This is a genomic window from Methylobacter sp. BlB1, from assembly GCF_015476545.1.
Taxonomy (GTDB): Bacteria; Pseudomonadota; Gammaproteobacteria; order Methylococcales; family Methylomonadaceae; genus Methylobacter.
In genome coordinates this window covers 18,515-43,094 of record NZ_JADMKV010000037.1, presented here as the reverse complement: position 1 = coordinate 43,094, position 24,580 = coordinate 18,515, and the positions used below count along the sequence as shown (strand labels likewise).

At 58.5% G+C, this 24,580-nt stretch carries 26 protein-coding genes; 3 read left to right on the top strand and 23 right to left on the bottom strand.

What is annotated here, in order from left to right; translation table 11 throughout:
- Nucleotides 1-217: 217 nt before the first annotated feature.
- Nucleotides 218-994: an ATP-binding protein gene (locus IT781_RS14180; RefSeq protein WP_194970824.1), complete on the top strand. Its 777-nt coding sequence runs from the start codon at nt 218-220 to the stop codon at nt 992-994.
- A 66-nt stretch (nt 995-1,060) separates the two neighbouring features.
- Here the strand turns inward: IT781_RS14180 and IT781_RS14175 are convergent, their stop codons facing one another.
- The 15 genes from IT781_RS14175 to IT781_RS14105 form a co-directional block, all read right to left on the bottom strand.
- Nucleotides 1,061-1,492 carry a DUF2383 domain-containing protein gene (locus tag IT781_RS14175; protein ID WP_194970823.1) on the bottom strand — a complete coding sequence of 144 codons (432 nt, stop codon included), beginning with the start codon at nt 1,490-1,492 and terminating at the stop codon, nt 1,061-1,063.
- The gene (locus IT781_RS14170) at nt 1,479-2,390 is read right to left on the bottom strand and encodes a lipid kinase (protein WP_194970822.1); all 912 of its coding nucleotides are present in this window, start codon (nt 2,388-2,390) and stop codon (nt 1,479-1,481) included. The genes IT781_RS14175 and IT781_RS14170 overlap by 14 nt, the downstream gene beginning before the upstream one ends.
- Before the next feature lie 241 nt (nt 2,391-2,631).
- A complete protein-coding gene (locus IT781_RS14165; protein ID WP_194970821.1) occupies nt 2,632-3,087 on the bottom strand; it encodes a hypothetical protein in 456 nt (151 codons plus the stop codon).
- A gap of 160 nt (nt 3,088-3,247) precedes the next feature.
- Nucleotides 3,248-4,474 (bottom strand): type II secretion system F family protein, encoded by a 1,227-nt coding sequence (locus IT781_RS14160; protein WP_194970820.1) that lies wholly within the window; start codon nt 4,472-4,474, stop codon nt 3,248-3,250.
- A gap of 1 nt (nt 4,475) precedes the next feature.
- The gene (locus tag IT781_RS14155) at nt 4,476-6,128 is read right to left on the bottom strand and encodes a GspE/PulE family protein (RefSeq protein ID WP_194970819.1); all 1,653 of its coding nucleotides are present in this window, start codon (nt 6,126-6,128) and stop codon (nt 4,476-4,478) included.
- A gap of 10 nt (nt 6,129-6,138) precedes the next feature.
- Nucleotides 6,139-6,861 (bottom strand): hypothetical protein, encoded by a 723-nt coding sequence (locus tag IT781_RS14150; RefSeq protein ID WP_194970818.1) that lies wholly within the window; start codon nt 6,859-6,861, stop codon nt 6,139-6,141.
- Nucleotides 6,858-8,648, bottom strand: coding sequence for a hypothetical protein (locus IT781_RS14145; protein WP_194970817.1), 1,791 nt, complete (start codon nt 8,646-8,648; stop codon nt 6,858-6,860). The genes IT781_RS14150 and IT781_RS14145 overlap by 4 nt, the downstream gene beginning before the upstream one ends.
- A complete protein-coding gene (locus IT781_RS14140) occupies nt 8,645-8,809 on the bottom strand; it encodes a hypothetical protein (RefSeq protein ID WP_194970816.1) in 165 nt (54 codons plus the stop codon). The genes IT781_RS14145 and IT781_RS14140 overlap by 4 nt, the downstream gene beginning before the upstream one ends.
- On the bottom strand, nt 8,806-9,807 hold the full coding sequence (locus IT781_RS14135) for a prepilin-type N-terminal cleavage/methylation domain-containing protein (RefSeq protein ID WP_194970815.1): 1,002 nt from the start codon (nt 9,805-9,807) through the stop codon (nt 8,806-8,808). Before IT781_RS14135 ends, IT781_RS14140 begins: the two co-directional genes overlap by 4 nt.
- A gap of 5 nt (nt 9,808-9,812) precedes the next feature.
- A complete protein-coding gene (locus IT781_RS14130) occupies nt 9,813-10,436 on the bottom strand; it encodes a prepilin-type N-terminal cleavage/methylation domain-containing protein (protein WP_194970814.1) in 624 nt (207 codons plus the stop codon).
- 379 nt (nt 10,437-10,815) lie between these two features.
- A complete protein-coding gene (locus IT781_RS14125; RefSeq protein WP_194970813.1) occupies nt 10,816-11,892 on the bottom strand; it encodes a type II secretion system protein in 1,077 nt (358 codons plus the stop codon).
- Nucleotides 11,893-12,053: 161 nt separating this feature from the next.
- The gene (locus IT781_RS14120) at nt 12,054-12,251 is read right to left on the bottom strand and encodes a hypothetical protein (protein WP_194970812.1); all 198 of its coding nucleotides are present in this window, start codon (nt 12,249-12,251) and stop codon (nt 12,054-12,056) included.
- Nucleotides 12,252-12,395: 144 nt separating this feature from the next.
- Complete coding sequence (locus IT781_RS14115) at nt 12,396-12,839, bottom strand: tetratricopeptide repeat protein (protein WP_194970811.1); 444 nt, start codon at nt 12,837-12,839, stop codon at nt 12,396-12,398.
- Nucleotides 12,836-14,599 carry a type II secretion system protein GspD gene (locus IT781_RS14110; RefSeq protein ID WP_194970810.1) on the bottom strand — a complete coding sequence of 588 codons (1,764 nt, stop codon included), beginning with the start codon at nt 14,597-14,599 and terminating at the stop codon, nt 12,836-12,838. Before IT781_RS14110 ends, IT781_RS14115 begins: the two co-directional genes overlap by 4 nt.
- Nucleotides 14,600-14,661: 62 nt before the next feature.
- A complete protein-coding gene (locus IT781_RS14105) occupies nt 14,662-14,937 on the bottom strand; it encodes a hypothetical protein (protein ID WP_194970809.1) in 276 nt (91 codons plus the stop codon).
- Between the two features lie 301 nt (nt 14,938-15,238).
- Between IT781_RS14105 and IT781_RS14100 the strand changes: the two genes are divergently transcribed.
- Both IT781_RS14100 and IT781_RS14095 read left to right on the top strand, forming a co-directional pair.
- The gene (locus tag IT781_RS14100; protein ID WP_194970808.1) at nt 15,239-15,385 is read left to right on the top strand and encodes a hypothetical protein; all 147 of its coding nucleotides are present in this window, start codon (nt 15,239-15,241) and stop codon (nt 15,383-15,385) included.
- 248 nt (nt 15,386-15,633) lie between these two features.
- Nucleotides 15,634-15,810 (top strand): hypothetical protein, encoded by a 177-nt coding sequence (locus IT781_RS14095; RefSeq protein WP_194970807.1) that lies wholly within the window; start codon nt 15,634-15,636, stop codon nt 15,808-15,810.
- Between the two features lie 217 nt (nt 15,811-16,027).
- On the opposite strand, the gene IT781_RS14090 is transcribed toward IT781_RS14095, so the two are convergent.
- The 8 genes from IT781_RS14090 to IT781_RS14055 form a co-directional block, all read right to left on the bottom strand.
- A complete protein-coding gene (locus tag IT781_RS14090; RefSeq protein WP_194970806.1) occupies nt 16,028-16,561 on the bottom strand; it encodes a PepSY domain-containing protein in 534 nt (177 codons plus the stop codon).
- 112 nt (nt 16,562-16,673) lie between these two features.
- Nucleotides 16,674-17,504 (bottom strand): energy transducer TonB, encoded by an 831-nt coding sequence (locus IT781_RS14085; protein ID WP_194970805.1) that lies wholly within the window; start codon nt 17,502-17,504, stop codon nt 16,674-16,676.
- Nucleotides 17,501-17,935, bottom strand: a complete 435-nt coding sequence (locus IT781_RS14080) for a biopolymer transporter ExbD (protein ID WP_194970804.1) — start codon at nt 17,933-17,935, stop codon at nt 17,501-17,503. Before IT781_RS14080 ends, IT781_RS14085 begins: the two co-directional genes overlap by 4 nt.
- Nucleotides 17,932-18,456, bottom strand: a complete 525-nt coding sequence (locus IT781_RS14075; RefSeq protein ID WP_194970803.1) for a MotA/TolQ/ExbB proton channel family protein — start codon at nt 18,454-18,456, stop codon at nt 17,932-17,934. The genes IT781_RS14080 and IT781_RS14075 overlap by 4 nt, the downstream gene beginning before the upstream one ends.
- 6 nt (nt 18,457-18,462) lie before the next feature.
- Nucleotides 18,463-20,283: a DUF3450 family protein gene (locus tag IT781_RS14070; RefSeq protein ID WP_194970802.1), complete on the bottom strand. Its 1,821-nt coding sequence runs from the start codon at nt 20,281-20,283 to the stop codon at nt 18,463-18,465.
- A 402-nt stretch (nt 20,284-20,685) separates the two neighbouring features.
- Nucleotides 20,686-21,216: an SRPBCC family protein gene (locus IT781_RS14065; RefSeq protein WP_194970801.1), complete on the bottom strand. Its 531-nt coding sequence runs from the start codon at nt 21,214-21,216 to the stop codon at nt 20,686-20,688.
- A 110-nt stretch (nt 21,217-21,326) separates the two neighbouring features.
- Nucleotides 21,327-23,045: an ATP-binding protein gene (locus IT781_RS14060; protein WP_194970800.1), complete on the bottom strand. Its 1,719-nt coding sequence runs from the start codon at nt 23,043-23,045 to the stop codon at nt 21,327-21,329.
- Nucleotides 23,029-24,579 (bottom strand): protein adenylyltransferase SelO, encoded by a 1,551-nt coding sequence (locus IT781_RS14055; RefSeq protein WP_194970799.1) that lies wholly within the window; start codon nt 24,577-24,579, stop codon nt 23,029-23,031. The genes IT781_RS14060 and IT781_RS14055 overlap by 17 nt, the downstream gene beginning before the upstream one ends.
- Between the last annotated feature and the right edge of the window lies 1 nt (nt 24,580).

The following is a 24,580-nucleotide window of genomic DNA, read 5'->3' as shown; positions in this document are numbered from 1 at the left end:
CGTTGCGATCGAAGAGAAAAAGCTTGCAAAACGGAGGAGTCCATATATGTGCTGAACGCAGTGAAGCGCATCAATCGCGGCCAATGCGCTTCTTGATGTCGGCAGTCCCGTAATCTCGTATCCTACTTCTCTGCCAGCCCGGTTCCGCTTTCGGATTGCGTTCGAGGAGTTGAATCACATACAATCCTCTCCACCTTCAGCAACTTTTAAAAAACCGATGATCGATTGGAACAGCACTTATGCGGCCATCTGGCGCCAGCGTCAGGCCTATTTGCGCCCGGTCCGGCAGACAGACCCGATTCGCCTGGATCAGCTATTGGGGGTTGATTCGCAAAAACAGCAATTGGTAGCCAATACCGAACGCTTTCTGGCGGGGAAGCCTGCCAATAATGCCCTGCTCTGGGGCGCGCGCGGCACCGGCAAATCGTCCTTGGTCAAAGCCTTGCTGAATAACTATAAAGACAAAGGCTTGCGCGTCATCGAGGTGGACAAGGAGGATCTTTTGTACCTGCCGGAAATCGTCGATGACATCCGTGAACACGGTTACCGTTTCATCATCTACTGCGACGACCTGTCTTTCGAAAGCGGCGACAGTCTCTACAAGCCGCTGAAAAGCGTGCTGGAAGGCTCCATCGAACTGCCGCCGGACAATGTGCTGTTTTACGCGACTTCGAATCGCCGGCATCTGCTGCCTGAACATATGCGCGACAATCTGGAGACGCAATTGGTGAATGGCGAAGTGCATTATTCCGACGCCGTCGAAGAAAAAATCTCGCTCGCCGACCGGTTCGGCTTGCGGCTGGCCTTTTACCCGCAGCAGACCTCGACCTATCTTGAGATTGTCGACAGCCATTTTACCGATTTCATGGGCGACCGCGAGACTCTGCACAAGGCGGCGCTGGATTTTGCCCATCAAAACGCGTCTAAAAGCGGCCGTACCGCCAGACAATTTTTCAATGCCTACAGCGAAACCGCCGCTATAGATAATTGCTGACCCGCGCGCCTTATTGCATAAGGCAGATCTAAAGCCAAAGGCCGCGGCGCATTGAACCCGCCATTATCAATAGATCCTTTCCCGCTTTTTCCTTGCGCCGGCTGCCGAGGCTTGCAGTTCCCGCAATATGGCCATCGTCTCTTCGTCAAAATCCAGACGGAAAGCCTCGTCAATGTCCTGCATAAGCTGTGAGTCGATCTCGTCCAGACTGGCCAACAGTTCATTCTTTTCATCCTCTGAAAAGGCGGCTTTTATCCGGGTAAAAATCTCCTCGACCGCCAGTTTTTCGGGGTCAGGCGATGAAGGCATATCGCCGAGCTTATACATCTTTGGCGCCAGCTTATCGATAAGCTTTTTGCGCTCCCTGGCCAGCTTATCAAGCAACGTTCCGGTCTGTTCATCCTGAATGGACTCCCCGACCCGACAGTAATGATCGATCGATCTGAGGCCTGAGTTGATGACAGTATCAAGGGCAACCTGTTTTTCAGTTCTCAGCATTGCGCCCCTCCCAGGTAAAATATTCATCCGGCACGTACACCTGTAAACGGTTCGGATTCAGCTCGAAACAAGCGGGCGTTTTGGAAACATATTCCCCGTCCGCCCATATATCCATCTTTCTCGAAGTATTTATCCTGATGCTTTCGCCGCTGCGCAGCCAGACACCCTCGCGGCCTTTCAACTGGCCGCCCAGAATGACTACTGAGTGGCTCAGGAAACGCCAGAAGCTTTGCGGTTCCAGGCTGAAAATCCTCAGTTTATGGTCATCGACCGAAGCTTCCTTCGATAAAGCCATACCGCCTCCGTAAAACCGGCCGTTGGCAACGGTGATGTGAATCGAGCGCACGCTGAAGCCCTCTCCGTCGCAGACGATATCGGCGCGATAGGGCCGCATCGAGTTAAAGGTTTCAATCAGGCTCCTTGCATAGCTGAACCGTCCCCAGCGGGATTTAAGGTCTTTGGTCAGGGCGCGGTTTACTTTGACGCCCAGCCCGATATGCGCGGCGTTGACAAACCAGCGACCGTTCACCTTGCCCAGATCTATGGCATGCAGACGGCCGCTGGCGATGACCGCGGCGGCTGACTCGGCAGATTCCGGAATCTTCAAGGTACGCGCCAGGTCATTGGCGGTGCCCATCGGTAAAATGCCCAGAGCAAGACCGCATTCCGAGAGCGCCCCCGACGCGGAACCCATGGTGCCGTCACCGCCGGCAAGGATAACGGTATCGACTTTGCCGCAGTATTGCCGAATCAGGTCGTTAATCCGGGCAGGGTCCTCGGATTCCTGTTCGATCAGGCTGATGCCCGAATCTTTAAGCACCTCGATGGCGCCATTAAGCTCATTGTCTGCTTTGCCGCTTTTCTTATTTGAAATAAAGAGCGCGTTTCGTCTAGTCATGAAAGCCATTCCGACAGGATAAATATGCATTGCAATGTGATCGCTCCGGGAATCAGCAACAGTGTCAAATCGAACTTAACCTCACGGTGCAATCATTGATCAGGTTAATTCGGTGCATGTACTAATAGACAGTTCTTTTCCCGAGTTGTTTAAGTAAGTAATGAGCATGAAATAAATCAGCAAAGTGTAAGTGCGAATTGATTCGCACTGTGCGCCGGAAAATCCTCCGCCTGTTCAGGAATCACCTCAAAACCCGGATCGAGCCGAGCATGCCGGTTTCGACCGTCACGCTCAGGCGCGTGATTTTGTCGACGCGGATCGCGTTCTGGGGCTGTGACGGATCGATATTGAACTCATCCCCTTCCCGCACCATAAAAGTGCCGACGCCCGCCACCTCAAGCAGAGCGATAAAATTGTCTTCGTCCTGATTCATCAGACCCTTCAGTTTCATTTGAGGAATTTTGACGCTGTCGGCGGAAGGCACGAAACCATACGCACCGCCCGCCATCCCGGATTGCGCGCCGACCGTTTTGTACATCAGCGCGCTGGGCGTGAACGGATCGCGAACCCACTGCTGCGCCGGATAAGCGGGCTGATTCGGATGGGCGGCGGACGGCTGGGCTCCCGCCGCGCCGTTTGCAAAGAAAAGCAACAAGGCTCCCAATGACGCGCTAACAATAAAATTTACTTTTTGCACTTACTTTATCCTGATTCCAAACCACAAATGTCGGGTTACGGCTAAAGCCTAACCCGACCTACATGCTCGCGTAAAACGTAGGTCGGGTTACGACTGCATGGATGCAGGAGGTAGGGTAATGCAGGAGCAATTACCGAGCGCAGCGTAATCCGACGTTTGCCTAACGCCCGCCCGACACCAGCGAAAACAACGCCTGAAAAAACGCGTAATAAACAAAACCGACCATACTGCCGATCACCAGAATCATCGCCGGCTCGATCAGTGCCGACAGCCGCTTTATCGCTACCTCCAGCAATTTTTCGTAATAAACGCCCAGTTCCTGCAGCACATGGTCGAGATTGCCGGTGCTCTCGCCCACCGCAATCATCTGCAGCACCAGCGGCGGTATTTTCGGATGACCGAGGCTGCGGGAAACCTCCCTGCCTTCCAGAATTTTTACCGAGGCTGCCTGCAGTTTATCCGAATACACCCGGTTGCCGATCAGGCTGGCCGTGATTTTCATCGCGTCAAACACCGTCACGCCGCTGCGCAGCAGGATCGACAGGGCCCAGGACATCTGCGCCATCGAGCTGGTCACCAGCAGGCTGCCTATCACGGGTATCCGCAGCAGCAGATGGTCGATCCATAAACGGCCCATGCGGGTCTGATAAAGCAGCAGCACCAGGGTGATAAAAGCGATCAGGCCGCCGACGATGAACAGGCCGTTGGCCCGCACGACGGCCGAAATGTCGATCAGCATCTGGGTCGACGGCGGCAGCGCCTTACCCTGCCCCAGCAGAAACTGAGCGAACTTGGGGATGATCTTGACCACCATAAACGTGCCCACGCCAATCGCCGCCAGCACCACCACGGCCGGGTAAATCATGGCGTTGATCATCTGCGCGCGCAGCGCCGCCTTTTTATCGAAATGGACGGCCAGCCGCTCCATGATGGCATGCAAGTCGCCGCTGCTTTCCCCGGCGACCACCAGATTCACCGCCATGTCCGGAAACACCGCCTTGTGTTTGCGCATGGCCGACGACAGCGACTGCCCCGCTTCGATATCCTTCAGCATCAGGCGGAGGGTCAGGTTGAGTCGGCTGCCCGAAAGCTGCGCCTTGGCAAGCTCCAGCGCATGAGCGACCGGCAGCCCGGTCCGCAGCATGAACGACATCTGCCGGAAGAAGAAAATCAGCGCCGAATTGCTGACCGAGCGCTGCGAAGCCAGCCAGTCGGAAAAATTGTCCTGCCCCAGGAAACCCGACGGTCCGCCGCCCTGCTTCAGTTCCATCACGCGCAGGCCGCGCTGGCGCAGAATCAGCGCCGCCGCGCTCATATCGTCGGCCTGCAGCTTGCCGGCAATCTCGCTGCCGCCCGCATCCAGGGCCGTGTAGGAAAACCGCGGCATATCAGCTCAGCTCCGGCATTTCGCGCGTCTTGTTAACCGCCACATCGCGCACTTCATCCAGTGTCGTCAACCCTAAGCGCACTTTGCGGCAGCCGTCCTCCCACATGAACCGCAAGCGGTCGCCGGCGCTGGCTTCCAGCGCTTCCTCATCGGCGCCGCGCGCCACCAGACGGGCCAGCTTCTCATCAAACCACAGGGTTTCGAACAAACCTAAACGCCCCCGGAATCCCGTGCCCTGACACGCCGCGCAGCCGACCGGCTCGTAAATCTCGACGCTTTCATCCGCCGCGCCCAGTTCCAGCAGTTCATCCTGACTGGCGAACCGGGATCGGCGGCAATGCCCGCACAAACGGCGCACCAGACGCTGCGCAATCACGGCCGTCATCGTCGAACCGATCAGGAACGGCTCGCAGCCGATGTCGATCAGGCGCGTGACGGCACTCACGGCGTTGTTGGTATGCAGCGTGGAAAACACCATGTGCCCGGTCATCGCCGCCTTGACCGCCACATCGGCCGTTTCATGATCGCGGATCTCGCCGACCATCAGCACGTCGGGGTCGTGGCGCAGAAACGAACGCAGCGCGTCGGCGAAGCTGATCTTCGGCCCCGTCTGGATTTGCGAGACGCCGTCCATGACATATTCGATCGGGTTTTCCACGGTCATGATATTGATATCCGGGTGATTGATTTCCTGCAGCGCCGCGAACAGGGTCGTCGATTTGCCGCTGCCGGTCGGGCCGGTCAGCAGAATCATGCCGTAAGGCTTGTGGATCGCCTTTCTGAAACGCCGCAGATCGTCGTCCAGCATGCCCAGATCGGTCAGGGTCAGCCCGCCGGTCTCCTGCCCCAGCAGACGCATGGTGATCCGCTCGCCCAGCCGGGTGGGCGCCGTCGCGACGCGGATATTGAATTCCCGGTCGATGGGCGGCGACAGATGATAGGAAAAGCCGCCGTCCTGGGGCTGGCGCTGTTCGGCGATATCGAGGCCGGACAGCACCTTCACGCGCGACACCACCGACGCCGCCACCGGGGCGCCCGCCTCGGCCGGATAATCCCGCAGCTTGCCGTCCACGCGCAGGCGCACGCGCAAACCTGAAGCTTCCGTCAACAAATGAATATCGGAGGCGCGGTTAAGATAGGCCTCGCGGATGATCGTATCCAGCAGCGCCACCGGATCGGCCTCGTTCCCGGCCGGACCCGCTTCGCTGTCGGCAGGGCCGCCCTTGCCCGCCAGCGCCTGGGCAACTTTCAGTTGCAGCAGCTGCAGGTCCGCCATCGCCGGCGTCAACGCCCTGCCCAGCAGCCTTTGTACCGAATCGATCGTGGCGCGGTCGCCAGGGTCGGCGACGACCAGCAGCGTCCGCTCGCCGTCGACCACCGGCAGCAAGTGCTTGCGCCGCACCAGGCTGGCGGGCATTTTTTTCAACAGCGCCGTATCCACGGCCAGCGCGTTCAGATCGACATAGGCGAAGCCGCGCTGTTCGGCCACCGCCCGGTACAGCGTCGACACCGGAAACCGGTAGCGGGCCAGCACCATGGCCAGCAGCTGCTGGCGCTGGCGGCGGGACTCCAGGCGCAGGTTCTCCAGCACCGGCGGCTCTATCAGGCCGCCGCGCACGCCCGCGTCGATCAACTGTTCATCGGTTAACGCCATGACTCCCGCCCTATAAAGCCAGCACCAGTTCCGACACCAGGGCCTGCGGATACCCGGCCGGCGCCAGCGTCGGCGCTTTGCCGATTTTCAACCGCAGCACCGTGACCCGATAAGGCAACTCATCCAATCCGTGAATAAATTGCCGTATCGCCATGTAAGAGCCTTCCAGCTCGATGCGCTGCAAGGGCCGGTGAAACACCGTGCCCGGCGACATCCGGGCGATCCAGCCCGCCGTTTCCGGCAGAATCACAGGCTGATCCTGGCTCTCGTCGGCGGCCTTGGGTTTGTTTTTTGTATTTTTTGTTCGTTTCTTGCTTTTCTTGTTATTCGCCGCCGCGACCGGCGCATTGCCCTGGGCCTGAACCTTCAGCGCTTCATTGACGCGGATGCGCACCTGCGACTCGCGGGCGAGCTGCGAAATGCTCACGATCATTTCCTGGGAATCAAACGGCGCCAGCTGCTGCTCCAGCGCTTCCGCCTGGCTGCGGATCAACGCCATCGCCCGCTCCTGGTCATCCAGTTGCGCCATCAGCCTGTCGATATCCTCGATCGGCTCTTCAGGGATCTCCGTCTTCAGCAGGCGGTTCTGCGTCGCTTCCGCGCTTTGGGCCAGATCGGCAATGACCCTGTTGGCCGGCAGAAAGCGCAAAAAGCCATAACCGCCCGCCACGACCGCCGCGATCGCCAGCGCCGCCAGCAGTTGCTCCCGGTTATTCAGATCAGGCCGCTTCACTTCGCACCCGCCTTCTGCTGAACCGGCGCAGCGCTGTCGGACTCAACCAGCCTGACCAGCCGCATCAGCACCGCGAAGCCGTCCAGATTCAGCGGTCCCTTGCGGCTCGATACCTGCGCGTCGCGCGCTTCCAGATGCCACGGCGCCACCTTCTCTTTCATTTTCTGAATGAAGGCCTGGGCCGCGGCCTCGGAAACCGCCCAGGCCTCGATGTTAAAATTCTCCACCTCGGCGCGCTTATCCTTCGCCATGGCCGGCATGGCGGGCGCGACCGGCATCGCCTTCGCGCTTTTCGCCGTCTCATCGATGCTGACGATGATGACTTCATCGGTCACCGTATCCTGCAACACGCCCAGCACGCCCTGCACCAGCGCCACGCGCTCCGGAACGGCATGACTGTAAAAATTCAGCATGGCCTCCAGCCGCGCCTGATCGGCCCTTTGCTGCGCCAGCGCCTTTTTGCGCTGCTCGATCTGTTCGGTCTGGGCCTTGATGCGCCTGGTCGCCTCATCGATGGATTTCCAGCGCGCATCCACTTCCTGTTTGTGGGCTTCTACCGCATCTTTCCGGATCATCAGCGATATTTCCGCCGCCGCGCCGGACATCAGCAGCAACGCCGCCAGCGCGGCGACGCGCACTTCCAGGCGCTGCGGCAACGGCGGCAACGGCCCGCCCTCGCGCACGCCGACGCAACGGCCCTCGCCGCTGATGCCCAAGGCATGGCGTGCTGCCCCGGCCATGCCCGGCGTGACTATCTCGCCGATCGCCGGATCATCCAGTTCATTGACCTCGACCGCCAGCATCTGTCGCAAATCGGCGGCCAGAAGCGGCGCGTCGTGGCCGCACGCCAGCCACAACGGCTCGTTGGGCGCCGCCTGCATCGCGTGGTAGCTTTCCAGGCAGATTTCCAGCGGCGATTGGGTCAGACCGAGGTGCTGGTGCTGGGCGGCAATTTTTCCCGCCCGCAGGCGCGTCGCCAATGCCTGCCCCCGGCGCGGCTCCAGTATCAGTCCTGCCGTCTGGCTTTTCGGCAGCAGGTTTATGCCGCAGCCGGCCTGCGGATACATCGACTTCAGCTTCACCCCCTGACGGGCGAACACCTCCGTCCAGCGCTGCAGCAATGATTTATTGACGCAGCTGACCAGCCAGTGGAACGTGCCCGGTATATCCTCCACCGCCCCCTGCGGCGTCCAGTTGCACTCGATCAGTTCGTCATCCGCTTTCAGCCATGCCTGCGCGGCCAGACAGGCGTTCAGCTGGCTGCGCTTGATGTAGCCCAGCTCCTCCGCCAGCTCACCGAATCGACGGGACGAAAACTTGTCCGACAGCGCGAGCCCCCCGGCCGGATTGGGCTTGCCCTGCTGCAAGTCCATCACCGCCTGAACCTGCTCCTCGGCCATATAGCCCCGGCCGGCCAGCAACTGCCCGACCGACCAGCGCGCCATGTGCTGCATCAGCAGCGGCTCCGCTTCCCAGCGCACCAATTCCATCATCTGCGCCACCGGCCTTGGCTTTTTGGGGTTGACCGGCAGTTCCGCCAGCGCCGACAGCACCGCCGGCGTCAGCAAAACCGCCGGATCATCGCCCTTCCAGCCGTCGGTTTTCAGCGCGCCGACCACATCCGCCACGGCTTCGGCCATGTCCACCTGTTCGGTTTTCGCCTGGTGCAGCAATACGATCCGGCTGCCGGAGCGCGCCAGCACCGCTCCGCGCAAGGAAAAACCGTCGGTTTCGCAGACCAGCAGCCGGGAGGGTTTGCCGAAGGGCAGGAGTTTTTTAAGCCTCATTGGATGAACCCGGCAAATGAATACAAGGTACGCAATGCGTACCCTACAGTGGAGGGCTTCCCGCCGCAGGTCCGCGCCGTGCCATGCAGTGAAAAACCGCCGGTTTCGCGGGCCAGAAGCTGGCTAGACGCGCCTAAAGGCGGGCTATTACTCAGAGTCATTTAATGATCCAATCCAGCGTGAGGTTATGGCGGGGAACCGCGGAAAAACCACGGATATTCGCTGACATCGGCGTTGGATTGGCCGTATCGCAATCCCCATCAAAGATCACATAATTGTCAGGATCACCTGCCGGGACTTCATGACAAACCACGGCATACCCACGCCGCCCCATGGGTATCGCGTTTGAATCATCGAAGGAAAAGGTATGGCTTCTTTCATCGCTGACAGGAATGTCGCCTGCCGAAATAGTCAATGACGACGTTAAGCCATCATCCCCGGTTACATACTCAGCCAGTGTTGACAAGTAAACTCTCAGATTGAGATCGACATCCGAATCGGGCATGGCATTGCTGGCATTTTGATTGATGAAATTGACTGAAATACTATTGATCCGCCAATCTGAACCGACTACCAGTTGATCGGCTGCCGTGTCATCGTCACTATCAACGGGATCGAAGGCTTCACTGGCCAAACTGACGGTTGCGCCGGATACAGCATAAGCCCAGCCCGAATTCTGCGCATCGGACGCATCCGAATTGCCATAACCATCCCGAAAACGCAGCGCGCCACTCCGTTCAGGCAAGACCTGAATATAAGGCCCGCGCCAGCCGGAAGCGATGCCGGTATCGGCATCGATATGCCATTCGGTGAGGGTTACCGTATTGTCACAGGGCGATTCGAATGTTCTTGGGTCTGTAGCCGGCGTTTTCTCAGCGCCTAACTGCAATAATTCCGCCACGCATCCCGGCAGGCGCCCCATATCGGCGACAAAGCCGCTGATTTCCGGCCCGCCGTTGACGGTACGGGTCGGGTCGCCGACGATCGCCCTGCGCATCAGTTCCATCCGGCGCTTGGTTTCGTCGTATTTGGTCTGGTCCTCGACGCCTTCGGTCAGCATCAGTCCGGCCGATGCCATCAGCCCGATCAGAAACAGCACCAGCAGCATTTCCAGCAGACTGAAGCCGTGCGCATGAGTGCGCCGCGGTAAGATCTGCACGCTTTTCATCGCAGCAGGCACAGCACGGTATCGTCGGAGCCGGCGGGCGGATCGCACGGGTTCGCGTCTTCACCATCATGGGTTTTGTCAGGGCCGATGCTGACGATGCGCGCCTTGTCGTCATCGTCCAGATCCACCAGAATAAAGGGGGATTGATACGGATCGGCAATGCCCCAGACATCGTCAATGCCCCCATAGGAAATCAAACCGCTTTTGCGTTGCAGGTACGGGCCATTCCAGCCCCGGTGGGTATCGGGGTTCCAGCCGCTGCCTAATGGGTCGACAAACAGCATCCAGAAATTGGCCGGCGAGCTGCACCAGGCGATTTTTTCGGCATCCATGCTGCCCGCTTCCGTGGGAAAATCCATGTCCGGGTTGACACTGGCAGGATTGTCATTGGCGGCATCCGTGCAGTCATAAATCCCCTGCCCCGGAAAATCGTTCGTGCCGCTGTCGCGGCGAAACTGGAGCAGGGCTTTGCGCAGTTCGGCCATTTCAAAACGGGTGGCGTCGTCGCGTCCCTGATCCTGCACGCCTTCGTAGCCTTGCACCACGACTCCGGCGGTCACCGACAGCAAGGCGATCACGAGCAGCAGTTCGAGCAGGGTGAAGCCGGATTCATGTTTCATTCCCGCATGCCGCCGGGATTTCAGGCGCGGGCAGGGGTTCCCACGGAGGACCGTGGGCACCGGAACAAAGGAAAGGACAAACAATAAACACCTCATTTACTTGCTTGCAATGACTGGGATAAACACAGTGGCGGCACTGTGCTTAGCGCAGGCATCGTTCCGACTTGGTCAGGATGAATGCGCAGGCCGGTATCTCGTTCCCACACTCCTGCATGGGAATGCAGACCGAGCCTGATTTAAGCACCGATATGGGTTCCCACGGAGGACCGTGGGAACCAGAACACGGAAGATTCGTAGGCTGGGTTGGAGCTTTAGCGGAAACCCGGCATGGCCGGCTCCGAAATGCTGGGTTTGGCAACCCAGCCTACTTACTCAGTGCTTATGCGCCCGTATTCGCTCCGGCAAGCGTCTGGTCAACGATACGGCCTTCCGGATCTACAAAGCCGATCAGGCGCGCTTTTGGAAAGATTTCTGCAGCTGTAATATTTCCATCGGCTACAGTACCGTCACTACCATCTTCACCAACCTGGAATAAAGCGATTAAGCGCGCATAGTTTTGAGCCGGGTTAACGTTCGCTGTACCTGCTGTCGGTGCCTGTGCGATAGCGACTGTGCTTTCGAGCGTGGTACCCGGCACGTCCTTACCGAAGCCCAGCGCCAGTACCAGATGGCAGCCATCGTCATCTAAATGGTCGTTGATCAGGTTCAGGGCCCGGTTGCTAGTTAAGGTAGTACCGCCAAAAGTTGTATTAATAGCAATACCGCCTGCAGAACAGCCGCCAGAAGCCGTTCCATCACCGGTATCTGAAGGCACGATGGAGAAAGCTATATCTGTTGCTGCGACACCGCCGTATAAAGCAGCACCGGTTTCGTCAAATTCCAGTTCATCAGCCGGGTTAGCATCGGCCTGTGGGTTACTTTCATTGAACGCCAGATTAGGTACATTGCCAGGGAGGAAAGTACTGGTAGTTTGCAGCGTTTGCAATTCATTGATACCAACTGCATTCAATGACGCAGCGACAGCATTCCATACCGGTGCTACAGTTGCATCTGCAGTATTAGGTATTGCCCACTGACCAAAGAATGCCCTAGTCCTGTCTGCCAGCAGACCGAAAGCACCGCCAGCCGTTTCTCCAGCCAGATTTGCCAGGTTATCCCATTGGTTAGGATAATTGCCAGTTACCGCACGGAAGTTACGGACCGAGCTTTCAGCGGCGAGCAGATTGCTGGAGGCGGCAGAATCCTGCGCATTTTCACCGATGCCTTCATAAGCAACCAGCGCCGCTGTCGCCAAGGTCGCCAGCAAGGTGATGACCACCAGCAATTCCAGCAAGGTAAAACCGCCCTGTTTGGCTTGCAGTTTTTGCGCCTTAGCGCGCAGTTCTTCGTCTTTAACGGCGGAAAAATCGGCGGCGCGGAACTTTTTGATCGCTTCTTTCATTTGATTGATGTTCATTACAGTTTCTCTAAATTCAATGCCGCAACCGCCTCACGCAGCCTCTTGGTCATCTTGTCTTATAGTTTTAGCCGATGTGACCCCATCACACTCGTTATTTTTATTATCGTCGGGGCTTTCCCCTTCCGGTGCGCGGCCCTGCGCCTTAAGTCCCGATTCTTTTATTGCTCCCCGGGAGCGTCGACCACAAAGCGGTACTGCTTGCCGCAATGCAGGATGACTTCCTTCTGCCTGCGCTTGAGGATTTTGACCTCGACCCGAATGTCGCCGAAACCGTCATGCAGCAGCACTTCATCCAGCAGTTCCAGCAGCTTGCTCCTGACGGGTTCAGAGTGAGAGTCGGTGTGTGTCGTCTTCATTTTTATTATTTCGCTCCAGTTCAAATTCAACCGAGGACAAACGTCGGGTTACGGCTAAAGCCTAACCCGACCTACTCCGTTTTTTATTCAGTCGGGTAGGTCGGGTTCGCGCAGCAACCCGACATCCCAGCCATGTATTTCATATCACGGCACCTGCAGCGCCAGCCTGTAGCCGCTTTGCCTGGACTGCTTCAGCCAGTAGCCCGCTTTCTCCCGCATCAGCGGGTCGGGGCTGGCCGAATAGACCAGGTACAGCATGTATTGCCCGTGGGCATGGCCTTGTTTCGCCGCTTTCTCAAACCACTGCGCGGCCAGGTCCATGTCCTGTTCGCCCCCCAGCCCCAGAAAGTAGAGTTCGCCGATCAGGGCCTGGCTGTTGGCGTCGCCCCAGCGCGCCGACCGGTGGCACCAGTCAAACGCCTTGGCGAAATTGACACGGCGTATCTTGTCGCCGTAGCGATAGGCGTAACAGTTCTCCGCCGCCACGTCGGCTTCCGAATCCAGGCCGAAATGGGCGCAGCCGGCGATATTCAATAGCCCCCAGCAAACCGTGACGCGCGGCAGCCAGCTTTTGATCAGCCCCGTCATAAATCCGAATCCCTTAAATTGTCCGGCGCGCAGTACTCGCCGCACAACGCGGGCTGCTGCTTTTCCGGCACCGGCAGCGACTGCATCGCCGCGTCCGGCGCGTATTTATGGTATTTCTCGGTCGGGTCGTACTGTGCCTGCGTTTCGCCCTGGTTGAGGACATACGGCGTGATCAGCAGCACCATCTCCGACTTGCTGTCTTCATCGACCGTCGAGCGGAACACATTGCCGACCACCGGTATGTCGGCCAGAAACGGCACCTTGCGCCGGTTTCTGGAGAAACTGTCGCGGATCAGGCCGCCGACCGCAACCGTGTAGCCATGCCTGGCGAAAATCTCCCCTTCCAGCTTGGCCGTGCTGACGGTGTCGATCGGCAGGTCCACGACGCCGCCGGTGCCGTCGGTCACCGGAATGAAAGCCGCGCCCTCGTTCAGCGTGGAGTTCTCCTGCTTCAGCTGGATATGGATCGTGCCGTCATTGTTGATGTGCGGCGTGATCTCCAGCGTCGTACCGATATCCTCCAGTTCGGTTTCCGGCGTCGTGATCGTGCGCGTGGTGTTCAGGTTGTCGATCGCATCGATCGAATAGCCGCGCACCATGACCCGCTCCTCGCCGATAAACAGCGTCGCCGGCCGGTGGTTGGACGCCACCAGCATCGGGTTGGAAACGACATTGAGGCGGTTGTTCTTCTCCAGCAATTCGATATTCGCCCTGATGTTCTGGCTGACGAACTCGTACACCAGGCTGCCGCCGCCCGACAGCGCCGCCGCGCCGCCGAGCACGATCGGATTGACGCTGTCGCCGCTGAGCGTGGTGTCCTTGAACTCGAAGTTGAACAGGGACGAAAAATCCTCGCCGACCTTGATGTCAATAATCTTCATTTCCAGCATCACCTGGGTCTGCGGACGGTCCAGCTGTTCCACCAGGCTGGCGATGGATTTCAATATGGAAGCATCGCTGGTCTTGACGATCAGCAAATTGTGCTCGGTATTGATGGTGACATAGATCACCTTGTTCACGCCGGACACCGACGTCAACCGCTCGGCTTCAACCTGCTTGCCATCCTCGGACAACGCCTCGAGCTGCTCCACGGTCAGATCCTCGGGCAGTTTTTCACGCTGCCCCATATTGCCGCCGACACCGCTCATTCCCATTCCGCGCGAACTCCCCGAATAGCCGCGGCCGCCGAGCCCGTTCATGCGGCCGCCGATACGGTTTGCGCCGCGGTTATTGCCATAACCGCCGGCTACTCCGCGGCGATTGCCCACAGTGCCGAAGCCGCCGCCCATATTGCTGTTGCCGTAGGACACCTGAACCCTGTAGCCGTACAATTCCTCGATCGCCGTCGCAATGGCGATGACATTGGGATTGCGCAACTGAAACACGCGCACGGTATCGTCCTGCCCCACCACTAAATCCTTGCTGTATTGTTCCTTGGTCATCAGCCGGAAGGTGCCGTTGACGCCGTCGTCGCGCCGATACCACAGATCGCTGATGCGGCAGACCGCCTTGATCGCCTCCTCCAGCGTCACGTGTTTCAGAAAAATTGTTACTTCCTTCTCGCCCGCTTCCGGCGTCGCGATAATATTAATCTGCGCATCTTCGGACAGCACCCGGATAATGTCCGTAATCCGGGATTTTTTGAATTCCAGTTCCTGGATTTCAAAAGGCTTGGCGCCAATCGGCGCCGCAAACAGCATCAGCAGCAGCGGCATCATCATGCATAAAGCCTTGATGCGCTTTTTTCTTGCAATCTTCAATAACACCTTCAGCAACCCGGCAATCCATTTTTTGTACGCCCGTCGTAAAATGACCGATGCATTCAATGGTCCAATACGGTTGAGTTGACACTTGCAGGCCGGATTGCGCCCAAAGCCGCGCTAAGCAGTTTATTATCCTGATCGCAGGCATCAGCCGGACGGACCGCCGCACCCGCAAAATCAGCTGCCGTTGCCGCGCCAGTGCACGGCATTGATTCCCGGCTGTCCGGAAACCTTCTTCTCCTAACCTGGAACTGGCTGGCCACATTCCGCAGCGCCTGCATTGGCCGCATCGCTTCAGAAGATCCGCGTTTCCGGTTGATCCTGATATTTATCATTGTTTCAGCGAACCCTCATCGCCCGATATTTCATCGTAACCCTGTTGTTCCGGCACATCCACGGCAGAGCGATACCGCTTGCCGCAATGGATGATCATTTCTTTCGGCTTGCACTTTAAAAGAATGCCGAATGGCTTACGCGTATGTAAGCAATTACGCACATTATTCCCAGTATTGTTCGTTTCTCCTATAGGAAAAATTCCTGTCTTTACTGTGGTATTTTTTGATGCGCTATTGAGTCAAGCACAAACTGTCACGCTTGAGTAGCTTGTCGTTATTGAATTTTCAGGAGGGGGTGGCGATGGGTTTTGAAGTCCGCGTGCGGGAAAAAGCTGAAAGCAGCCGTTTGGCAAGGACAGAAAAGCTCAGCAGAATAAAGCAAGCCATAGCTTATAGCTATCAGAAAATACTGACAAAGAACTTCTCGCACTCTATCAATCCGGCTTGATCCAATGCCCGGATAGTGTATTTTAGCGGAAGCTCACACGAGAAAAGATCGCCCCGCACGATTCCGGGGGATAACCGTATCAAAAGGCTTGAGAATCCGGCAGAAATGCTGATCGCAGTATGGCGCCGCCCACTGCCGGCAGTTCGTAATGAATTGCCCGCCTTAACTATGCGTAGTGCAAGAGATAGAAGCCGGCTTGCGGTCTTTAATCACTGGTTTATTAAATATGATTGCAGGAGATAGGACTGATGAGTGTCAAAATGAAGCTGATAATAGGTTTCGTGCTGCTTGAAATCATCGATTTTATGCCGCTGCCGACCACTACAATGGTAGTCGTTTATATCATCTTGAGAAAACCTCGCTGGTTTAAAAACATGATATTGGATCTCTATAAGGAGGATGATCAGCCTGGCAGGCCGGATTAGCCCAGCAGCAAATCATCCGATAACGGTGATGCCCTTGTGATGCCGGCCAGCCCTGGCGGCTTTAATCCAAACCGACTGCAGAAGCAGGGTGAATGAGACAGGAAATGACGGCCGGTTTTGTGGTTTTGGCGCATACGGAACCCGGACCGAATGAAAACCGATCCAGGTTCGCACCACAGCGATATTTCTTAATCAGCGATCAAGAGAGTCGCACGGCTTATTCCTTTTCCTTGCCGATCTGGTAATACTCTTTCTGATTATCCTCGACGATTTTGCCGGTGGCGGCGTCCACTTCCAGCTTCACTTCGCCCTTGTCCGTCATGATGTCGAACTCGTAGGAGGCATCGCCGTTGGACTCGATTTCGTACTCGACTTCCGCTACCTGGCCCGGATGCGCTTTCAGGGCGATGTCCTTGGCCTGCTCCAGACTGATCTTGGCCTTTTGCTTGAACAACTGCGCTTCGGCATTATCGACTTCCTGCTCTTCCTCGGTGATCTTGCCCGTGTTGGCGTCGCATTCCAGTTCCCAGCTCTTGCCGTCTTTAGCCAGGATTTCGAATTCATAGGTCGGAACACCGCGTTCGTCCTTGAGTTCGAGCTTGATGACCTCGCCCTCGTGTTTCGCCTGGGCCGCCTTCATGCAGACTTCCATGCTGACCTTGGTTTTCGGCAGTTCTTCGGTGCCGGCCATGGCCGGCGCGCAGGCTGCAAGCGCGATGTTGGCCCAGAGGATGCGTTGGATAGTGTTCATGGTGCTTCTCCTGATTGATTGAGGATAAATAATCCCGATATGTAAGCGCGGGATGACCATTATATAGGCTTAGACTGACTGAAGGTCAACCTGTACCATCGTTGCAGCCGGTTCACCGCTGCCTTTTGAGCCGGAACCTGACTGTCTGCTCTGCCTGCTGCTCGACGGCGCGGCCTTCCCTGAAGGCGGGTTTGAAGCGCCATTGTCGGATCGCTTCGAGCGCGGCCCGGTCGAATACGCCCTTGGGGCTGGCGTCCACGACTCTGGCATCGCGGACGGTGCCTGTGGGGGACACGGTAATTTCGAGCCGCACCCAGCCTTCGATGCCTCGAGCCTCGGCTCTGGACGGGTAACGCGGCGGTACGCGGTGCAATACGACCAGATTCCGTCCGCCCAAGCCGCCTCCGCCGCCTGTCCCGCCTTGGCCACCCTGACCCTCACCGGTCTCGGGTGTCTTTTTCAGGTTCCACTGGGATGGCGGCGCGGTCAAGCGAGAATCCGCACCGGGCACGGGGGCGAACGGTGCCCCCGTACCCTGTTCAGGGATATCAATTCGAGGTGCGGCTACGCCGGGCCCTGTCGACTTGGCGCTGCCGGACTTTTTTGCCGCGCCGGGACGGTTCGGCTGTTGCGGCCGCTCCGGCGGTTTCCGGACAGAGGGTTTGACAGGGTCCGGCACCGGGCGTTCAGGGCCAGGCAGCTGTTCAGGCGCAGCCTCGACTATCTTTTCGGGTGCAGGAGATTTGGGTTCTTCGGCCTGGGGCGCGATGCGGATGAAGTCGATCGGCTGCGGGTCCGGCGCGCAAGCCTGCAGGGTCTCCCGCCGGCTGATCAAGGCGCCGATCAGCAACAGCAGGGCCAGATTGATGATCGCAGCTACGGCCAGGGCGCCGGCAAGAATACGAAACGAATGGTTTGGCCGGCTGGCGTCCTCCGGATTCATGGCTGGTCCGGGGCCGCGCTGGCCGCTACCGAGATGTTCACGAAACCGGCAAGGCGGAGCTGGTCCATAACCTTGACCAGCAGGCCGGTGCTGGCCTGGGTGTCCGCCAGGATGATAGCGGACCGGGTGGGGCCTGCCAGACCAAGCTGTTCAAGGCGGGCGTGCAGCAGACGAATGTCCACGGTAGCATTGTTCAGCCAGATCTGCTCGTCCGCAGTAATCGTGACGATCACTTCGGCATGCTTGGCCGGGGTCGCCGTTGCAGCCTTGGGGCGCTGCACGGCAACGGCGGATTCGCGGACGAAGGAGGTCGTGACCACAAAAAAGATCAGCAGGATGAACATCATGTCGATGAGCGGCGTCATGTTGATCGCATCGGAACTTTCCTCTTCGCCGTCAACGCGGCGGTTGAACAGGCTCCGCCTTTTCATGACTGCCTCAGGCGCTCGGCAAAATGCCGCTGGCCGGCCCGGGCACGCCGGTTCAGATCGTACCCGACCCCTACGCCGAACAGCCCCATCACCAGGCCGGCCAGGGTGGTGATTAGGGCCTGCGAGACACCGCGCGCGACGATATGCGTCTCGGCGCTCCCGAACACGCGGATCAAGTCGAAGGTTTCGACGATGCCGGTCACCGTGCCCAACAAGCCCAGCATCGGCAAAATGCCGGAGAGGGTCTTGATCAGGCGCAGATGGCGGCGCAATGCCAGACCGACTTCAGCCAGCTTGATCTCCGCTTCAGTAGACGAACGCCGGACCGACAGGCAACGCTCAATGAACGGGGGAAAAATGTAAAGCAGGAACCAGTAGCGCTCCAGGATCAGCGTCCACAGCCATACCGAGACAGCCACCAGCGGCCACATCACCGGCCCCCCCAGCGCCATCAGTTCCTCGATGTGCTGCTCGGACTGCTGCAGGAAGATTACGAAAGCCTCGAAGACCCGTTCTTTCATCCGCCGTCAGCCCTCCTTGTGATGTGGAAGACGCTCCGCCGCCGTAACGGCATGCCGGCGCTCGAACCGCTGCGCCAGCGCGGCGGCCGCATGAGCCTCCAGCAGACTGCCGAGCGCCTGGCGCTTGCTGGTCAACAAACTGTGCAACAGCAGGATCGGGATGGCGGTGACCAGTCCCTCGACGGTCGTGACCAGCGCTTCCGAAATGCCGCCCGACATCAGTTTCGGATCGGCCGAGCCGTGCAGCGCAATGGCCTGGAAGGTCTTGATCATGCCGGTCACCGTCCCGAGCAGACCCAGCATCGGCGCGATGGCGGCCACCAGTTTCAGGAAGGCCAGGGCCCGCCCCAGCTTAGCCTGCTCGCCGGTCAAGGCTTCCTCCACGGTCAGGTAGAGCGCCTCCTCGTCGTTCATTGTGGCCTGGTCGAGCCGGGCGAGCACCCGTCCCAACGGGTTGTCCAGCCGGCGTTCGGATGACTGCAACTGCCGCTGGATGCGGTTTTCGACCAGGGTGAGTTCAATGAAGCGGTAAACGCTGAGCGCACAGGCAAGAGCGGCCAGCGCCAGAATCGAATAGCCGACCATGCCGCCCTGGTCGATGCGTTCGCGCAAATTGGGGACCTGCACCACCAACTGCAGGATCTGGCCGCCGGAAGGGTCGAGGGCCACCGGCGCCAGCGATTTCGGATCGGCCTTCGGAAAATCCCGCGCCAGCTCGAGCAGGCGCGAGACCGGCTGGCGCGGCAGTTCGACCAGCCTGTCCACTTCCGGCGCATACACCAGATAGCGCCCATCGGCGATGAAGCTGAAGCCGCCGAGCCGCAGCACCTCTTTCTCGAACGCCTGTCCATCGGGAGCGTAAACCGGCGCCCGAAAAGTCGAGATGCGTCCCGAGGCATCGAGCTGTGCCTGCAAGCTGGCGAACAACTGCGCCAGCTCGTCTGCAGCAGGCATGTGGCGGTCATCGGCGAGCCGGCTGATCAGTTTCCGCTGGTTGCCGGCATCGCCCGCCAGCAGCGATTGCTGGTAATAGGGTTTGAGCTGCGCCGCGCTTTCCCTGATATTCATGAATAATCCTTCCTTGGCCGCCAGCGCTGCTGTCAATTGAGCGTCCGCCTCCGCTGGCGAGTCCGGCGCCGGTTTTGCAGTTTCAGCCTCTGCCGGTGCGGGGAGCGCGGCCTGACCGGCTCGGGCAGCCGATCCGGGTTTACCTCCCGGCAGCGGCAGGACGACCAGCTGCGGCGGGTCTATTTTGCGGGCCGTGCGCAGCCCCTGCGTGATGGCTTCGTTTTCCTCGCCCGAAAGTCGCTGCCATCGATCGCTGCGCCAGATGCCCGATTCGTGGCCATCCAGGGTCTGGTAGTAAAGCGCAAGACGGCCGATGCTAAGAAAATCCACCAGGCGCTCCTCTTCGCCTGTCCTAAGCGTATCCCGCTGCGCATCGACAGTCTTCGTGTAGTTGAGCTCAACCCGATAGGCTTCCATGACGCGCCGGAATTTTTCCGCCAGATCCGCTTCAGTGTCTTTCAGCAGTTTTTCCAGCCGCTCGATGCGCGCGCGCCGCTCCCCGATCAGGAACGGCGGGCCGTTTTCGACGCTCTGCCGCAAGGCCGAGACGGCGCCATCGAGGAGGCTGTGAAGCTGCGGATCAAGCCGGGAGAGCGTTTCGAGCAAACGTGTCTTGTCTGCGGCATCCGCAGGCGGCGGTGCCGGCCGGCTTGTTCCCTGGGCATCGGCGTGCGGGGACTGCACTGCATGCGCCAGCAGCGGCGCAAAGACCAGCAGAAAGGCGGCAAGAATTGGTCGAATCTGGCGGAGATGAAACATAACAAGCATTGGAATAGGCAACTCGGCTTGAATGTTGAATTAATGCGAACTATCGCATTGGCGCCCAGGTAAAGCAATGGGAAAAGCTCCTGAACGCGATGTTTCCTTGCGTGCGCCGTCAAACGGTTATTCCGCGCGGCGGGCCCATCGTATCGCACTCAGGATTGGATTCGAAATCACCTCTCGATATCCATAATTGAAACTTTGTGGGAGCGATGCCTACATCGCGACTAAAAACCGCGGCAAGTCGCGATGTAGGCATCGCTCCCACGAGGCAATCGTTGATTGCCAAAGCCTTAGGAAGGATCAATTCCGGCTAAAACTTCCCGATAATCGGCAGGGCTTTATGCCGCGGCATAAAGCCTGGCTGTCGGCCGGCGCTTGCCGGAGAATCCGGAAGGCTTACTTTTCCAGCTTTTGCTTAAGGCCGCTCAGGCCGTTTTTGAAAAACGCGTCCATGGCCTTGACGGCTGCTTCGTCACTGAGATTTTCGGGCGGCGTGTTGCTGGTGTCGCCGCGGTAAAAACGGCTTTTCAGCGTGACCACGCTGCTGTCGGCCGTCTCGCCGGCAGTCAACTGCATCGCGATGGAGTAGGAACTGGTCGGGAGCGCCTGCACGTTTTCGGTTTTCAGGCGATAGCTGTATTCGTGATCCTTGTCGCTGTAGAAATCCAGCTCTTCCACGAGCTGGCCGCCGTTTTGCAGCGTGATCGTGCGCGTGCCGCCGGATTCATGCTTGCCGTCGCCGGTACTTTCCTTGACGTCGGGATGCCAGCTCGAAATGCCGTCGAATTGCTTGATGGCGGCCCAGACCGCATCGACCGGGGCATTGATGACCACGCTCTCCTTGGCTTTTTGCGGCGTCGGCCCGTGGGCCAGGGACGCTACGGGAAATAACAGAAAAGCGATTAATGCTGCGGGTGTGAACTTCATATCAATACTATGCCTTATTTAAAAGGGCACAGTATCGATGAATCCGCCTTAAAGGCATCGTGCAAATTTCCCGATGCCGGCAGGGACAATTCCTTTTTTGACTCTACCGCTCAGGTACGCACATCTTCCCGCCTGGCCGGCTTGTCCATGCCCCTGAACACCGAACAGCGGTTGAACACGTCCAGGGTCGCCGCCACCCGTTTTTGCTGGCAGAACTTGGCGGCCAGTTTGGTCAGTCCTTTGATTTCCCGGCCGGTCGCATCAGGGAAAGCATCCGCCAGTTCTTCGATCAGTTCCGGGGCTACGGGCAAGTTGAACTGCTCGGTCATGACTTGCCAGATTTTAACCCGGTCCGCCCGTTGCGGCGGATAATAGCGGATCAGGGCGATGCAGCGGGAAATGATGGCTTCATCGATGTCATCGATGCGGTTGGTGGTCAGAAACAGCAGGCCGTTGAAATATTCCAGCACGCGCAGAAATACGCCGACCACGGCATTCGAAGACAAATCGTCGTTGCGGCGGCGGATGTAGACATCGGCTTCGTCAATCAGCATCACGGCGCCCCAGCGTTGCGCGCGGATCAGGGTGTCCTTGAGCGCCTTCTCCATTTCCGCGACGTTCAAGCCCAATTGGCCGGAATGCACGCGGTACAGCGGGCGCTGAATGATTTCCGAGTAAACCTCGGCGGTCAGCGTCTTGCCGACTCCGGCAGGGCCCGCGCAAAGTACCGTCGTGCCGCCGGATTTGCCTTCCACGATGTCATCCATCAGCACGTCCATCTCGGCGGTCAGGATGTCGATCAGATCGGTCTGCTCGGGCGGCAGAATCAGCTTTTGCTTCAATTCGGGCTGGTAGCGGTAGGGTTGCAGTTTGTCGACATGCACCCAGACATGGTGATGCAGTTCCAGATGGAACATCAGCATGTAGCCGTGCACCGGCAGTTCGGTAAACAGTCCTTTGGGAATGGATGCCCTGGAGGCTTCCGCCTGCTGTTCCACCTTGCTGTCGTATCGCGCGCTTTTGCCGGCCCGGCGCAGAAAGCCGCCCAGAATATCCCCGGACGCATCCAGTGTTAACACGCGATCGCCGAGAATATTTTCATCGTTGACCAGCCGGGTGCTGCCGCCGCCGGAAGACAGCACGACGACATTCTTGCGGGTCCAGTCGTTGCTTCGATGATTGGAGGTCGGGTCTTCGGCATAGATGCCCGTGCCCTTGCCCGAGAATTGTTCGCCGTAGCGCGCCCGCCAGTCGAAATAACGCGCCGCGGATTCGTCGTAGGCCGCGATCAGCTCCTGTGTTTCCTTCAGATAGCCCTTCATGGCCAGGATCTCGCTGATCGACTGACCGTCGATATCTTTTTGCCGAATGATCAGGTTTTCGATGGCGATTTTGCCGCGCGAGTTGGCTTTCAGCTCGATCAGTATTCTGCCGGCCTCTTCTTCGCCAGGCGGCGTATAGTCAAGCCGGGTGATCAGATAGGCCGTGGTTCTGCCGGATGCGCTGACGCGGAACAGCCAGCCGCGCAGCGCATCCTCAACCAGATAACCGGCAATCGCCGGCACCAGCCTTTCCAGGTCGTCGGCCGAATACTTCTGCCCGTCGTCATTGAGCGCTTTTTGCAGTGTGGCGATCATCGCCGCCTGGCTGCGCATGTCAGAGCCGGCCTGCTGGTAGAGATTCTTAAGATAGCCGAGCTCGGAACTGGATAGCCGGTTAAAAGGCACTTCCGCCTTGTTGCCGAAGCGCAGTTGGTCCTTAAGCGGCATCAGTTCCGGAAATTCCGCCACCATCGCATCAACATAATTTCTTTCAATCTGCAATTTCATTTTCTGATGCCTCTTTTAATAGAGAGTTTGTAATTGGTAGGCTGGGTTGGAGCTTTAGCGGAAACCCGGCATGGGCGGCTCCAATGCTGGGTTTAACAACCCAGCCTACGACCGATGCCTTCTGCTGTGGCTGGCTGTAAAAATCCATGCCCGTCTGCTCCTCATACGGGTTTTGCAGCAGCGTCAATAGTCTGTCCAATTCAGTGAAGTCGCCTTTTTCGGCTTTTTGTACGGCTTGATCCAGAAAATGCCTGCGCGGGATATAGCAGGGATTGACCCGGTTCATGCGTGCCAAGCGCTGGTCCGCAGATGCTTTTTCCAGTCTCAGCCGATCCTGATAGCTGTCCAGCCAGTTTTGCAGCGGGGCGGCAAATGTCGGGAAATCGAATGAGCCTCGACCTGGCTCAAAGCCGGCAAGGCTGCGGAAAAAGCAGGCATAGTCGGCGCCGGAACGGGCCAGTGCCGACAACAGGCCGCTTACCAGACCGGCATCGCCGGGATGCTGCGTCTGCAGTCCCAGTTTCGCCCGCATGGCTTGCAGATAATGCTGCTGGTAGGTTTGTCGGTACAAGCGCAGCAAGCCGGCCGGTATGGTCGGCGAGGGCAACAGCGAGGAAAACGCCTGGGCCAGCGCCAGGCAGTTCCAGCGTCCGATGTCGGGCTGCTGATCATACTGATAGCGATTCTGGTCGTCGGCCGGATTCGGCGAAAAGCCGGGATCATACGCTTCCATGAAACCGAACGGGCCCAGATCCAGCGTTTCGCCGCTCAGGGCCATGTTGTCGGTATTCATAACCCCGTGAACGAACCCCACACTTTGCCAGCCGGCAATCAAGCGGGCCGTTCGCCCGATGACCGTTTCCAGGAACCGCAGCGGCCTTTTTTCCGCCGCTTCATCGAGCAATTCGGGAAAATAGTGTTCGATAACAAATAGAAACAATTCCTGCAGGTCATCGACATCATCGCGGTGATGAAAGTATTCGAAATGACCGAAACGAATATGCGATCTGGCCATTCTGACCAGAATGGCGGCGGTCTCGCTGCGTTCCCGCCGTATTTCCGTGCGGCTGCCCAGCAGGCAGAGCGCTCGCGTGCTGGGAATGCCAAGCGCCGCCAGCGCCTCGCCGGCCAGGTATTCCCGGATCGCGGCGCCAAGCGGGTAGCGGCCGTCCAGTGTCCGCGAATAAGGCGTCAAACCCGCGCCTTTCAGCTGGATTTCGTAAGTCTCCCGGTTTGCGCCCCGCGTCTCGCCCAGGGTAATGGCGCGGCCGTCGCCCAGCCGCGAGGTAAAAATGCCGAACTGATGCCCGGCGTAAACCGTGGCAACGGGATGCATGCCGGGCAACAATTCGTCGCCGCTAAAACAGCGCAGTGCCGCATCATTGCTTAATTGTTCGGCCTTCAACCCCAACAGCCGCGCGGCCTGTGCATTGCAATGCACGAAATAAGGCGAGGCCACTGGCGTCGGTTCAACCCGCTGGCAGAATGACGGCGGCCGGTGCAGCCAGGGGCTGGCCCATTGTAGCGTGTTCACT